This window comes from Dechloromonas denitrificans (assembly GCF_020510685.1).
Taxonomy (GTDB): Bacteria; Pseudomonadota; Gammaproteobacteria; order Burkholderiales; family Rhodocyclaceae; genus Azonexus; species Azonexus denitrificans_A.
On the sequence record NZ_CP075185.1, the window covers coordinates 3,031,248 to 3,044,378 of the forward strand.

Annotated in this window: 12 protein-coding genes; 7 read left to right on the top strand and 5 right to left on the bottom strand. The window is 60.2% G+C overall.

All coding sequences use genetic code 11. From position 1 onward, the window contains the following. The first annotated feature begins 16 nt into the window (after positions 1–16). From KI611_RS14435 to KI611_RS14450, 4 genes are read left to right on the top strand one after another with little or no spacing between them, the layout of a single operon-like run. Entirely contained in the window at positions 17–1,204 is a 1,188-nt protein-coding gene (locus KI611_RS14435; protein ID WP_226416350.1) for a PilT/PilU family type 4a pilus ATPase, read from the top strand. Next, positions 1,204–2,337 (top strand): succinyl-diaminopimelate desuccinylase, encoded by a 1,134-nt coding sequence (dapE, locus tag KI611_RS14440; protein WP_226416351.1) that lies wholly within the window; start codon positions 1,204–1,206, stop codon positions 2,335–2,337. Before KI611_RS14435 ends, dapE begins: the two co-directional genes overlap by 1 nt. Then, a complete protein-coding gene (gene prmB / locus KI611_RS14445) occupies positions 2,334–3,233 on the top strand; it encodes a 50S ribosomal protein L3 N(5)-glutamine methyltransferase (RefSeq protein ID WP_226416352.1) in 900 nt (299 codons plus the stop codon). Before dapE ends, prmB begins: the two co-directional genes overlap by 4 nt. Further along, on the top strand, positions 3,230–4,099 hold the full coding sequence (locus KI611_RS14450) for a fused MFS/spermidine synthase (protein ID WP_226416353.1): 870 nt from the start codon (positions 3,230–3,232) through the stop codon (positions 4,097–4,099). The genes prmB and KI611_RS14450 overlap by 4 nt, the downstream gene beginning before the upstream one ends. Before the next feature lie 3 nt (positions 4,100–4,102). On the opposite strand, the gene KI611_RS14455 is transcribed toward KI611_RS14450, so the two are convergent. From KI611_RS14455 to KI611_RS14475, 5 genes are all read right to left on the bottom strand, one after another. Then, positions 4,103–4,306: a hypothetical protein gene (locus KI611_RS14455; RefSeq protein WP_226416354.1), complete on the bottom strand. Its 204-nt coding sequence runs from the start codon at positions 4,304–4,306 to the stop codon at positions 4,103–4,105. Next, positions 4,303–5,784: an aminoacyl-histidine dipeptidase gene (locus KI611_RS14460; protein ID WP_226416355.1), complete on the bottom strand. Its 1,482-nt coding sequence runs from the start codon at positions 5,782–5,784 to the stop codon at positions 4,303–4,305. The genes KI611_RS14455 and KI611_RS14460 overlap by 4 nt, the downstream gene beginning before the upstream one ends. A 964-nt stretch (positions 5,785–6,748) precedes the next feature. After that, positions 6,749–7,303, bottom strand: a complete 555-nt coding sequence (locus KI611_RS14465; protein ID WP_226416356.1) for a PH domain-containing protein — start codon at positions 7,301–7,303, stop codon at positions 6,749–6,751. 111 nt (positions 7,304–7,414) lie between these two features. Next, entirely contained in the window at positions 7,415–8,482 is a 1,068-nt protein-coding gene (locus tag KI611_RS14470) for a phage portal protein (RefSeq protein ID WP_226416357.1), read from the bottom strand. Next, positions 8,479–10,266: a terminase ATPase subunit family protein gene (locus KI611_RS14475; protein ID WP_226416358.1), complete on the bottom strand. Its 1,788-nt coding sequence runs from the start codon at positions 10,264–10,266 to the stop codon at positions 8,479–8,481. The genes KI611_RS14470 and KI611_RS14475 overlap by 4 nt, the downstream gene beginning before the upstream one ends. 146 nt (positions 10,267–10,412) lie before the next feature. On the opposite strand from KI611_RS14475, the gene KI611_RS14480 reads away from it, so the two are divergent. From KI611_RS14480 to gpM, 3 genes are read left to right on the top strand one after another with little or no spacing between them, the layout of a single operon-like run. Then, positions 10,413–11,252 (top strand): GPO family capsid scaffolding protein, encoded by an 840-nt coding sequence (locus KI611_RS14480; protein ID WP_226416359.1) that lies wholly within the window; start codon positions 10,413–10,415, stop codon positions 11,250–11,252. A gap of 33 nt (positions 11,253–11,285) precedes the next feature. Beyond that, positions 11,286–12,329, top strand: a complete 1,044-nt coding sequence (locus KI611_RS14485; protein WP_226416360.1) for a phage major capsid protein, P2 family — start codon at positions 11,286–11,288, stop codon at positions 12,327–12,329. Beyond that, positions 12,278–13,045 carry a phage terminase small subunit gene (gpM, locus tag KI611_RS14490; RefSeq protein WP_226416361.1) on the top strand — a complete coding sequence of 256 codons (768 nt, stop codon included), beginning with the start codon at positions 12,278–12,280 and terminating at the stop codon, positions 13,043–13,045. The genes KI611_RS14485 and gpM overlap by 52 nt, the downstream gene beginning before the upstream one ends. Positions 13,046–13,131: the final 86 nt, after the last annotated feature.

Here is a 13,131-nt window from a genome sequence, read left to right on the forward strand (position 1 = left end):
CCCGGAGGTCTTTTTTATGATCCTCGACAAACTGTTCCAGCTGATGTCGGAAAAGCAGGCGTCGGATATTTTCATATCCGCCGGCGCGCCCATCCACATCAAGATTCAGGGCAACACCCTGCCGGTCAATCAGCAGGTCATGTTGCCCGACATGATCGAAAAGATCGCTTACGAACTGATGTCGCCGGAGCAGATCAAGACCTTCGAGGCGACCTGGGAGATGAACCTCTCCTTCGGCGTGCCGCAGGTCGGCAACTTCCGGGTCAATATTTTCCGCCAGCGCGGTTCGATCAGCATTGTCGTCCGCTTCATTCTCGGCAACATTCCGCCGCTCGACGACCTCGGCCTGCCGCCGGTCCTCGCCGACATGATCATGGAAAAGCGCGGCCTGATCCTGATCGTCGGCGCCACCGGCTCGGGCAAATCGACGACCATCGCTTCGATGCTGGACCACCGCAATGCACACCGTTCCGGCCACATCCTGACCGTCGAAGACCCGATCGAATTCCTCTTCAAGCACAAGAAATCGATCGTCAATCAGCGCGAAATCGGCATGGATACGGCCGACTGGCAATCGGCCTTGAAGAATGCGATGCGCCAGGCGCCCGACTGCATCCTGATCGGCGAAATCCGCGACAAGGAAACCATGCAGGCCGCCATTGCCTATGCGCAGACCGGCCACCTCTGTCTCGCCACGCTGCACGCCAACAACAGCTACCATGCGCTGAACCGCATCATCAGCTTCTTCCCGCTGGAAAACCGGCCGGCGTTGTTCCTCGACCTCTCGGTCGCGCTGCGCGCCATCGTCTCGCAGCGCCTGGTCAAGAAGCCGGACGGCAAGCGCCTGCCGACCTGCGAAGTCATGCTCAACACCCGTCATATCAGCGAACTGATCGAGCGCGGCGAAGTGCAGGCCATCAAGGACGCCATGGAGCAGACGCTGGCACCGGGATCGCAGACTTTCGAACAGGATCTCTTCCGGCTCTATCGTGAAGCGGTCATCTCCCTCGACGAAGCACTGGCCAATGCCGATTCGCCGACCAATCTGTCCTGGCTGATCAACAATTCCGAACTGACTACCGGCAACGGCAAGGAAGACAAGAAGATCGACACCGCCCTCGAGTTCGACAGCATCAACTCGGGCGGCGCCTCCTTCAAGGAATTCACGCTCAGCCTTTCCGACACCGACGAAGAAACCACTTGATGTCCGACCCTACCCTGGTCCTGGCGACGCAGATCATCGCCAGACCGTCCCTGACGCCGGATGACGCCGGCTGCATGGAGATCATCGCCGAGCGCCTGAAACCGCTCGGCTTTTCCATCGAATACATCAATCGCAACGGCGTGACCAATCTCTGGGCCCGCCGCGGCACGGCCAAACCGCTGTTCGTTTTTGCCGGCCATACCGACGTCGTGCCGACCGGCCCGCTCGAGCAATGGACTTCGCCGCCCTTCGCCCCGGAAATCCGCGAAGGCGTGCTCTACGGCCGCGGCACGGCCGACATGAAATCGTCGCTGGCGGCGATGGTGACGGCCGTCGAAACCTTCGTCGCTGCCCACCCCGAGCATCCCGGCTCGCTGGCTTTTCTGCTTACCTCCGACGAGGAAGGCGATGCCAACGACGGCACCGTCGCCGTCGTCGAAGCCCTGAAAGCGCGTGGTGAAACGCTCGATTTCTGCATCATCGGCGAACCGACCTCGGTCAACGAACTCGGCGACATGATCAAGAATGGCCGGCGCGGTTCGCTGTCCGGCGTGCTGACGGTGAAAGGCATCCAGTGCCACATCGCCTACCCGGAAAAAGGCCGCAACCCGATCCACGAAGCCGCCCCGGCCCTGGCCGAACTGGCAGGCACCGAGTGGGACCAGGGCAACGAATATTTCCCGCCGACCACCTGGCAGATTTCCAACATCCATGGCGGCACCGGCGCCACCAACGTCGTGCCGGGCAGTGTCGAGATCAAGTTCAATTTCCGCTTCGCCACGGCCAGCACGCCGGAAAGCCTGCAGCAAAGGCTGCTCGGCATTCTCGACAGGCATAACCTGGACTACGCCATCAAATGGACGCTCGGCGCCCGCCCCTTCCTGACCGGCCGTGGCCCGCTGGCCGATGCCGCGACGACCGCGATCCGCGAAATCTGCGGCATCGAGTCCGAGCTCTCGACGACCGGCGGCACCTCCGACGGCCGCTTCATCGCTGAAATCTGCGCCCAGTTGCTCGAAATCGGCCCGGTCAACGCGACCAGTCACAAAATCGACGAATGTGTCGATATCGCCGCCCTGCCGAAGCTTTCCGCCATCTATGCCCGCATCCTCGAACAAGTCCTGAGCGCATGACCGACCACATTGCCAAAAACGAACTGCTCACCGTTCGCGACTATCTCCGTTACGCGGTCAGCCGCTTCAACGCCGCCCATCTGTTTTTCGGCCACGGCAGCGACAACGCCTGGGACGAAGCGGTCTACCTGACGCTGCACACGCTGAACCTGCCGCTCGACCGCCTCGAACCTTTTCTCGATGCCCGGCTGCTGCCGCACGAACGCGAAGCGCTGCTCGACATCTTCCGCCGCCGCTGCGAAGAACGGCTGCCGGCCGCCTACCTGACCCAGGAAGCCTGGCTCGGCGAGCACAGCTTCTATGTTGACGAACGCGTCATCGTGCCGCGTTCGTTCATTGCCGAACTCCTGCAGGAACAACTGACGCCGTGGGTTGAAAACCCCTACGAAGTGGTTTCCGCCCTCGACCTGTGCACCGGCTCCGGCTGCCTGGCCATCCTGACCGCTCTCGCCTTCCCGGAAGCCGAGGTCGATGCGGTGGACCTGTCGCCCGACGCCATTGCCGTCGCCGAGCGCAACGTCGCCGACTACCACCTGACCGACCGCGTCCATCTGATCCAGTCCGACGCCTTCAGCAAACTGGCCGGCAAGCGCTACGACCTGATCATTTCCAACCCGCCCTACGTCGATGAGGAGTCGGTTGCCGCACTGCCTCCGGAATATCTGCACGAGCCGGAACTGGCGCTTGGCTCCGGCGAGGACGGCCTCGACTTCACGCACATCATCCTGCGCGAAGCGAAAAAGCACCTGAATCCGGAAGGCCTGTTGATCGTCGAAATCGGCCACAACCGTGCGGTGCTGGAAGACGCCTACCCGACGCTGCCCTTCACCTGGCTGGATACCGCCGCCGGCGACGAGTTCGTTTTCCTGCTGCACGCCGCCGATCTGCCGGATTGACCAAGCTCTACGAACTACCCAGCCCGTTCGACAACGAAACAGGCACCGTGCTGATGCTCGAACCGGCCTGGGCCAAGGCCGGCGAGCTGCGCGCCCAGTTGCTCGACGAAAGCTATCCGAAGCCCTTCGTCATCGACGACGGCAAATCGCGCTTCCTGTATTTCAACGTCCGCCTGATGCAGAGCGAAATGTCGCTGAAGACGCCGAACGAGCTGGCGCTGCGCTATACGCAGAAGATGATGGCCTTTCTGCTCTTTCATCCGCGCCCGAAACGCATCGAGCTGATCGGCCTCGGCGGCGGCTCGCTGATCAAATTCTGCTATCACCGCATGCCCGGCACGCAGCTGACCGCCGTCGAACTCGACCCCAACGTGATTGCCCTGCGCGACACTTTCCTGTTGCCCGCCGACGATCCGCGCCTGCGGGTAGTGCACGCCGACGGCGCCGACTATCTGGAAAACACCGAAAAAGGCATCGACGTGCTGTTGGTCGATGCCTTCGACAAGACCGGCTTCGCGCCCAGCCTGGCCAACCGCCAGTTTTTCGAGCATGCCTTCGCCAAACTGGCCGGCAACGGCATTCTGGTGATCAATCTGGCCGGCGAAAAGGAAACCTACGCCGGGCTGATCGGCGAAGCGATGCATGTCTTCGACGACCAGGTCATCGTCATCTCGGTGCCCGACGACGGCAACCACATCCTCTACGCCTTCAAGGAACGCTACTTCGAGCCGCGCTGGCGCTGGCTGCACAACTACGCCAAGGAATTGCGCGCCAAGTTCGGCCTCGATTTTCCGGCCTTTGCGCAAAAGATGGAACGCTCGACCAAGCTTGGCCTAGCCCGCCGCGAAGCCCTGCGCCGGCGCTGACGCCTACTTGTCGCCGGCGGCCTGCTCGGCCCGCAGCTGCGCCTGCTCGGTCGCCTGATCGAGCTTCTGCTGGAATTGCTGCAGGTTCTTCTGCCCCTGCTCCACTTCCTGCTTCTTCAGCGCGGCCGCCGTGGCAGCCGAGCCGGCCGTTTCAACTCCGCAGGCGGCCAGCGAAAGCGTCGCCAACACGATAAACAGCACTTTCATTGTGCGCCCTCCTGTTGCTCGGCCAGTTCGGCCAGAATCGCCCCGAGCAAGGCCCAGCAGCGATCGACCGTTGAAACCTCGACCGACTCACCCGGCGCATGGGCGCCCCGGATGGTCGGCCCGAAAGAAACGATGTCCAGCCCCGGATACTTGGCCCCAATGATGCCGCATTCCAGCCCGGCGTGGATGACCTGGACTTTCGATTCGGCGGCGAAATCACGGCGATAGACCGACTGGCACAGCACCAGCAAAGCCGAATCGGGATTCGGCGCCCAGCCCGGGTAGTAGCCGGCCTTCTCGGCCAGCGTGCCGCTCAGCGCAAACAGGCTGACGATCTCGTCGGCCAGCGCCAGGCTGGCACTGCCGAGCAGCGAACGCACCATGAAGTTGCACAATCCCCCATTCGGGTGCACATCGACCATACCCAGATTGTTCGAAGTCTCGACGACACCCGGCACCTGCCGGCTCATCCGGCGCACACCATGCGGCGCCGCATGCAGCGAGGCGAGCCAGATGGCCTGTTCGGTCTGGCTCATCAGCAGAGCCGCCGGAGCGGCCGCCAACTCGAGCGTCACGCCATCATCGACGCCCCGCAACTCCTCGCGCAACAGCGCTTGCTGCTCGCCGAGCAGCCCCGGCAAGCGAGCCAGCGCCTCGGCCGGCACGGCAATCGTCGCCAATGCTTCGCGCGGCAATGCATTGCGCGCGCTGCCGCCCTGCAACTCGGCCAGCCGTAGCGGCATGTCCGCTTCCAGTTGGCGCAGCACGCGCACCAGCAACTTGATGGCATTGCCGCGCTCCTCGTGAATATTGACGCCGGAATGCCCGCCACGCAGGCCGCGCAAGCTGATGCGGCATGTCTGGTAGTCGTTGGGCACGGCCTCGGCGGCACCTGGTCGCGCCACATTGACATCCAGACCGCCAGCGCAACCGAGGTAGAACTCGCCCCACTCCTCGGTATCGAGGTTGAGCATCATGCTGCCTTCCAGCACGCCGGCCGCCAAGCCGCGCGCGCCACCCATGCCAGCCTCCTCATCGACGGTCAGCAAGGCTTCGAGCGGGCCGTGCACCAAACTACCGTCCTCAAGCACCGCGAGAATCAAGGCGACGCCGATCCCGTTATCGGCGCCCAGCGTCGTTCCCTCGGCGATCAGCCAGCCATCGCGCAATACGGGCTGAATCGCATCGCGGGAAAAGTCGTGAGTACTCTCGGCATTTTTCTGGCACACCATGTCGAGATGCGCTTGCAGCACGACGCCCGGCGCATGCTCCCGGCCGGCGCTGGCCGGCTTGCGGATAATCAGGTTGCCGGCAGCGTCCACCGTCGTCGGCAGGCCACGCGCCTCAGCCCAATCCTTGATGTGCGCGCGCAAGGCGCCTTCCTGCTTGGAAGTACGCGGCGTTGCACACAATATGGCGAAATGCGCCCAGACGTTGGCGGGTTGCAGACCGGAAAACACGGAATGGGACAGAGACATGGCGACTCCAAAGAGAAAACCCCCGCAAACCTTGCGGCTTGCGGGGGTCAAATTCTGGGGCGACTGATGGGGCTCGAACCCACGACAACCGGAATCACAATCAAGTGCGTATTTCCGCCCCATCAATGACTTAAACGATTTGTTTCCTAAGATGCGATGCCTGCAGATGGCGTCGCCATGTGCTCTCTGTCACCGATCTTAGGACGATTTCCAGCAAGGAAGCAATGATACAACGCGCATGCACGCACATCACGTGCGCGAAGGCGATTTCTACAACAGGCGGGGCCTTCGGGAAAAGGTAATGAAGGTAATTTTTTAAAATTGAAGCTTGAAAGCATTGGAGTAAGAGCATTTACGATAAATGGATAAAGTAATTTAATAGTAATTATTTAGTAACCATATTACCTTTCAAAACGTGATTTTTATACACACAAAAACATCATATAAATCAACTATTTGACTAAAAATTACCTTTCAAATTACCTAAAATTACCTTTAACTAGTAATCGACATTTATCAATATTTTCAACAACTTGCAGTTGCATCTAAGGCGACATTTCCGACATTACCTTTTTCCGAAGTCGGAACCCGAAAAAGTCCGAATGCCAGACCGGATGGCACTTTTTGAGAAAGTGCATGTTCACGGTGCATGATTCCGCATGACCGCCTCACCATCATTGCCCCCCGGCCTGAGCGGTGCGGCGAGGGCCGGCGGTCAGATCGTGCACCTGCATGATTACCCACCCATAAAGCGGGCGGGCGGGGCGGGGTCCCGACCGCGCGCCAGAGGTGGATATGGGCGCGATTTGCCTATTTTTTAGGAAAAATAAAAGGGGTTGCCTATTTTTTAGGCAAATTTCAGAGGGTGGAGCCGTCGGCGATGACGTCGGGGGAGAATCTCGGCTCAATCCTATGGACGAAAAAAACCGCCCTAATGGGCGGCTGATATTTTCAGTGCCGACTATCAGTCAGCGAGTAGCTTTGCTTTCTGCTGCAAGAATTCATCCTGGGTCAGTATCCCCTTCTCCATCAATGCAGCGAGGCGCTCAAGCTTATCGACGATATCCTCGCCAGTTCTGGAAACTGGTGCAGCATTCCTGCCTTTTCTCTTTTCCATGGAGTCGCGCAGCAAATTTGTGAATGGGACTACCGTTTTCTTCCAAACGTTATCGATCACCCGCGCAGATGCGCCATCTTGGATTGTAATTTTCCCGAAGAAGATTCCTGTCTCGCCACTCACAGCATTGATCTTATCCATATCGATAGAGACCTGCTTGAGACCGTACAGCATGCCTTTATCGAGAAAGATGATCCGGCGATCTGTCAGCGTAATAAGCCATGTATTTCCGTCCATCAACCCTGAACTGAAAGCAATGACATCCTCTCCAGGGGCGAGTATTTCCGGTAGATGATTGAGTTCCTTTTTAGTAAAGAATTGGTCATCGCCAATGACCTTAGCTATGCGGTCGTATTCACGCTTTCGCTCATCTGCTGAGCAGTTTTTAAAATCAAATACCACCCTAATCACCTTTAATTACTTACGCACAATGGATAGTGTAACACTCGACAAATATACTTGACGTATGCCACCTACCTCATAAAAACGGCCGCGATTGCGGCCCTTGTCGTTTCAGGCGGCAGGGTTTTTCGGTGGTGGTTCCGATGCCGCCAGCACATAAGGCCGGAACTTGATGACCTCCATGCCCAGCCAGGTATTCAGTTCCTTCATCCGCTCCTGAAGCGGCGTGATTTCGTTGGCTGAGAACACCTTGGCGGCCGTCTCTGCATCGCCGAACCCGCCAGTGTTGTGCGGGATGATTCCCATCAGCTGGGGCGGCACGCGATGCGCTGCGAGCTGGTCGTCGCGCGTCACATTCTTGATGTTCAGGAATTCATCCTTGGCCGCAACTTCGCTCACCGGAATCAGCTGAATCCCCTTTTCCTTGCCGCCCGGGGCGTACATGAAGAGGTTGCGGAAATTGCCCGGCCCCTTGGAGTCCTTCAGTGCCTGGCGCAGCTTGTCGACGTCTTCCTGCTTCTGGGCGGTATCGGTCATGTAGAGGATGAAGCCGGCGTGCGATCCGTTCTTGTAGTACTTGCGCCGGAACAGTGTCGCGCTCTCGTTAAGCCAGGCTGAGTGCAGCGCCGGTATGTACTCCGGCAGGCCGTAGATGTCCTGATTGATGTCCGTTTCCATCAAATGAAAGATCGACCCTTTGCGGAATTCATGCTCCTCGTTGAAGCGGGGAATGAACCAGTACTGGCCATCATCCTTGCCGCGCCGGGTGTATTTCGCCTTCGTCGGTTTGAGCGCCAGCGGACTGCCCATCCGGGAATCCCGCCGCTCCATGTAGGCATTGCCGAAGATTAGGAATTCATGCGCCCAGGCTGCGAAATCCGTCTTCGTCAGCAGTGGCGTATCCTCAAAACAGCTCACCAGGATGTTCCGCTTCACGATCATGGCGCTCGCGTGATGCACTGCCGACCGGCTCGACCGGGCGAGGCCGTCCAGCGATATCGGCGGCTCGTACCACTTGCCGGCATCCGGGCACTCTAGATAATCGATGATCTCCCGCCGATCCAGCACCGCCTCGGGGTCACCGAAAGCAAAGGCCTCCATCGATCCGCCCGGCGCGGCCGCCATGGTTTCAACCTGGGCAGGCGCCGGCGAGCGGCCGTAATTTTTCCGCTTTTTCATCCAAAAATCTCCATTGAAGAGGTATTCATGCCCGTCCGGCCTTCCAGCGGCTCATTTGACAGCGCATGCATGCAAGCCCAAGCCAGATCGGAATGGCTGGTCAGTTCGCTACGGCCCGCATCGAAAGTCAGTTGTCGACCGCTTTGGGTCGTCGTTTTCTTGATCGCCATAAAACTGGCGGCCAGATCAGTCCAGCCGGCATCGAACTCCAGCCGGCCCTTGTTGATCACATCCATTGCCTTGAGCACCAGCCGCGTCTTCACCTCCGGTGAATAATTGAAGCCGGTCACACCGGGGAAGAACTGCTTGACCAGCTGATAGACGGCCGACCCCAGCCCCGTCATGTCGATGCCGATGTACGTGACGTTGTAGCACTCGGTCACCGCCTTGATCCGCGCCGCCTGCTCCTCGTAATCCATGCCCTTGAACTGCACGCGATCGAGCACCCGGAACTTGCCGCCCTCGACCAGCGGCGGCGCCACCACGACGAGCGCAGCGCTGTCGCCCGTATTTGAAGGGTCGTAACCGATCCACACCGGGCGGTAGGCCAGTGGCCGCATGGCGAACGGCTTGAAATCCTCCCAGACCGTCCAGCTATCCACCATGCAGCGTTGCATCGCAGCCAGCGGAAACACGCTCTGCCCGTCATCGATGAACTCGCACATCAGCAAGTTGAGGAACTCTTCCGGGGAGTACTCCCGCCGCAGCTGCTCGATGTCGAACAGGTCGCAGCCGCCGGCCAGCGCGTCGAGCACCGTCACCATCTGCCGCCACTGGCCGTCTTCGCAATGCCGGCCGTCCTTCAGCGAAGCATGGGAGACATCGACCTTGACCTTATCCGCTGCTGCTCTGCCCTTATTAAGCAACTCGCCCGTCCAGAACGGGTAAGCCTCATGCGACATCGCCGATGGCGTCGAGAAGTAAGTCAGCCGCCAATGCTTGTGCATCGCCATACCCGACGCCACCTTCCGGAATTCCTGAAATTTCGGGATCCAGAAGTACTCATCCATATAGACGTTGCCGTGATACGACTGCGCCGTCCGGCTGTTCGTCCCGAGGAAATACAGCGTTGCCCCGTTCGGCAGCACGATCGGATCGCCCTGCAGCTCAACGTCGGCCACATCCAGCGCAAACTGTTTGATGTAGCCCTTGAAGACATGCGCCTGGGCCTTGGATGCCGAGAGGAAGATCTGATTGCGTCCCGTCTCCAGCGCATCGACAAAGCCTTCCCGGGCGAAATACCACGTCGCGCCGATCTGCCGGCTCTTCAACAGATTGCGGATCCGCTCGACCAGGCCGGACCGGTACCAACCCTTTTGATGCGGGAATAGCGACTCCATGAACGCATCGACCAGCTTTTCCTGCTGCTCCTCGCTGATCGCGTTGCGCGCCGGCTGTTTGCGCGTCCCGGCCCTGGTCTTCGCATTGCGGTTCTCGACCGCTGGATTCAGATCGGCCTCGTTGCCGTCCTTCGAATACTTCTTAACCCGCGCCAGGCGTTCGATCTGCCGGCCGAGCAAGTCGATTTCCTTGTAATCCCGCGGCTCTTTGTCCGGCTTGGCGACCAGCTGGATCAGCCGCGCCTCGATCGTCGCCTCCACCCGCTGCACCGGGTCGAATTCATCCCACCGGTCCCGTCGCTTCCACGAATGCACCGTGGCCGCCTTCTCGCCCACCTCCTCAGCGATCCTCGCGATCCGCCAGGCCTGCCAGTACAGCGAGCGCGCACGGCGGCGCGGATCAAGGTCCGGATTGAAAGCGGATTCAGGCAGTGCAGCAGTCATGGGAGCCGAGACTACCCGCGCGCGCGAAGGGGACGGTCGGCCCCCGGTTGTAAGCGGAAACGCCACAACCACAAGGCTTTGCCCCCGCGCGACCGCTGCCGGAATATGGGCCGGTCATCGAAATTAACCGCCCGGAGCCCAAACCCATGGCCAGCAAAAGCAAATTCTTCCGCGTCGCAGTCGAAGGCGATACCACCGACGGCCGCGTCATTCAACGCAGTTGGCTGGAGCAGATCGCCAAGAGCTTCAATCCGCAAACCTATGGCGCGCGGATTTGGCTCGAACACATCCGCGGCGTACTTCCAGACTCACCGTTCAAAGCCTACGGCGACGTCACTGCCGTCAAGACCGAAGAAGTTGAAATTAATGGCGTCAAGAAGCTTGGCCTTTTTGCCCAGATTGATGCAACGCCCGACCTGATCGCCATGAACAAGGCGCGGCAAAAGATCTATACCTCGCTCGAAATTGACCCGAATTTTGCCAAGACCAGCTGCGCCTACTTGATGGGCCTCGGTGTGACCGATACTCCGGCCAGCCTCGGTACCGAAATGCTGCAGTTCTCGGCCAGCGCGCCGAGTAATCCGCTGGCTGGCCGAAAGCTATCCCCGGAAAACCTCTTCACCGCCGCCCAGGAAGTCAGCATCGAATGGGAGGACGAGGCCAAGCCCGCCGCCGGCGACACCCTGTTCGCCAAGGTCAAGGACCTGCTCGGCATGGGCAAAAAAGACACCGACGGCCGCTTTGCCGACCAGGGCAATGCCGTCGAAATCATCGCCCTCAGTCAGAAGGGCCTGCTCGACGAACTCGGCAGCCTTAAAAAGCAGCAAGCCGACTCGCTGATCACTATCGAGAAGATGTCCGCCGCCATCAAAGCCGCCGAAGAGCAATACACGGCGCTCGTCGAAAAGCTCGGCAAGACGCCGGATGGCAGCAAAACGCGCCCGGTCGCCACCGGTGGCGACGGCCAAGCCACCACCGACTGCTAACCACCCCAAAAACAGAATCCCTGGAGCACCACAATGAACAACGAAACCCGCGAACTATTCAACGCCTACGTCGATGAGATTGCCAAGCTCAACGGCGTGCCGGACGCCTCGAAGAAATTCACCGTCTCGCCGACCATCGAGCAAAAGCTCGAAAAGCGCGTGCAGGAAAGCTCCGGCTTCCTGATGAATGTGAACAGCTACCCGGTCGATGAACTGAGCGGCGAGAAGATCGGCATTTCGGTCGGCACCACCATCGCCAGCCGCACCGACACCACGCAATCCGACCGTATCCCGAACGATCCGCAAGCGCTCGACAGCAATCTTTATGAGTGCAAGAAGACCGACTTCGACACCGCAATACGCTATCAAACCATCGACACATGGGCAAAATTCAAGGATTTTCAGACCAAGTTGCGCGACGCTATCGTCGAACAGCAAGGCCGTGATCGACTGATGATCGGATTGAACGGCACGTCGGCCGCTGCCAATACAAACCGCGCTCTGAATCCCCTGCTGCAAGACGTCAACATCGGCTGGCTGAAAAAGCTGCAGCTCGAATCCGCTGCCCGCTACATGGACCAGGGCGCGGCGGCCGGCTCGGTGAAAGTCGGCCCGGGTGGCGACTACGAAAACATGGATTTGCTGATCTACGACATGCGCAGCAACCTGCTCGCCCCGTGGTTCGCCCGCGACAACAGCTTCATCGCCATGTGCACCTCGGACCTGCTCGATGAAAAGTATTTCCCGTTGATCGCCACGCATGGCACGACGCCGACCGAATCGAACGAACTGGACAAGATGCTCAGTGCAAAGAAGCTCGGCGGCCTGGCCGTCGCCGAAGTGCCTTTCTTTCCGGCCCGCACGGTCTTCATCAGCCGCCTCGGCAAGAACGGTGGATCCAACTTGTCGATCTACTGGCAGAACGGCTCCCGCCGACGCACCATCTTCGATAACGCCAAGCGCGACCGCATCGAAAACTACGAGTCGGTCAACGAAGCCTACGTCATCGAGGACCTCAGCGCCGCGTGCGCCGCGGTCAACATCAAGCTGCCGAATGGCGCCGGCGGCTGGGCCTGATCATCATGATCAACAGCCACGCCAAGGCTCACTTCATGCGCACCTCGGCGGCCGCCATCGGCCTCGCCGAGGCCTCTCCCGACCCGGTCCGGGCGAACGCCTACGAGCTCATGCTCGCAAAGCTCGCCCAGGACAAGCGCCGCCTGCACGATCTCCAGTCGATCGAGCGCCGGGCCGAAGTCAAGACTCAGCTGCTGCCCGACTATCAGCCCTGGATTGACGGCGTCCTCGAAGGCGAAAGCGGCCAGCAGGACGACGTCCTGATGACCGTCTTCGTCTGGGCGATCGACATCGGCAACTTCGCGACGGCCCTCAAGATCGGCGCCTACGCCATCGAGCACAACCTGGTCATGCCCGATCAGTACAAGCGCGACGTGCCCTGTGTGCTCGCCGAAGAAATCGCCGACCAAAGCCTCAAGGCCCTGGCCGTCGAACAACCGGCCGACCTGTCCGCCATCGAACAGACCATGCAGCTCACCGACGGCCGCGACATGCCCGACCAGGTCCGCGCCAAGCTGCAGAAGGCGCTCGGCTACGCCCAGCGCGCCGCCGGCAACCTGGTCGCCGCCCGCGACGCGCTGACTCGCGCCCTTGAACTGCACGACAAGGTTGGCGTCAAGAAAGATATCGAGCGTCTCGACACGCTGATCAAGAACTCCGCCGAAGCACCGGAAGAGACCGCCCAACCGGCGGCCGAAACCGGCAGCCCAGGCTGACAAAGAGCGGACCCCGCAGCCGGGCGGCTCGGGGGGCACACCGGGTTACCTCCTTTTTCCCGGTGCCAGCCCCCCGACCACCGCCC

Excerpts from the sequence above, each read along its gene's own strand:
- dapE (WP_226416351.1), top strand. The coding sequence starts at position 1,204 with ATGTCCGACCCTACCCTGGTCCTGGCGACGCAGATCATCGCCAGACCG.
- KI611_RS14455 (WP_226416354.1), bottom strand. The coding sequence starts at position 4,306 with ATGAAAGTGCTGTTTATCGTGTTGGCGACGCTTTCGCTGGCCGCCTGC.
- KI611_RS14470 (WP_226416357.1), bottom strand. The coding sequence starts at position 8,482 with ATGAAAAAGCGGAAAAATTACGGCCGCTCGCCGGCGCCTGCCCAGGTT.
- prmB (WP_226416352.1), top strand. The coding sequence starts at position 2,334 with ATGACCGACCACATTGCCAAAAACGAACTGCTCACCGTTCGCGACTAT.
- KI611_RS14460 (WP_226416355.1), bottom strand. The coding sequence starts at position 5,784 with ATGTCTCTGTCCCATTCCGTGTTTTCCGGTCTGCAACCCGCCAACGTC.
- KI611_RS14475 (WP_226416358.1), bottom strand. The coding sequence starts at position 10,266 with ATGACTGCTGCACTGCCTGAATCCGCTTTCAATCCGGACCTTGATCCG.
- KI611_RS14480 (WP_226416359.1), top strand. The coding sequence starts at position 10,413 with ATGGCCAGCAAAAGCAAATTCTTCCGCGTCGCAGTCGAAGGCGATACC.
- KI611_RS14435 (WP_226416350.1), top strand. The coding sequence starts at position 17 with ATGATCCTCGACAAACTGTTCCAGCTGATGTCGGAAAAGCAGGCGTCG.
- KI611_RS14485 (WP_226416360.1), top strand. The coding sequence starts at position 11,286 with ATGAACAACGAAACCCGCGAACTATTCAACGCCTACGTCGATGAGATT.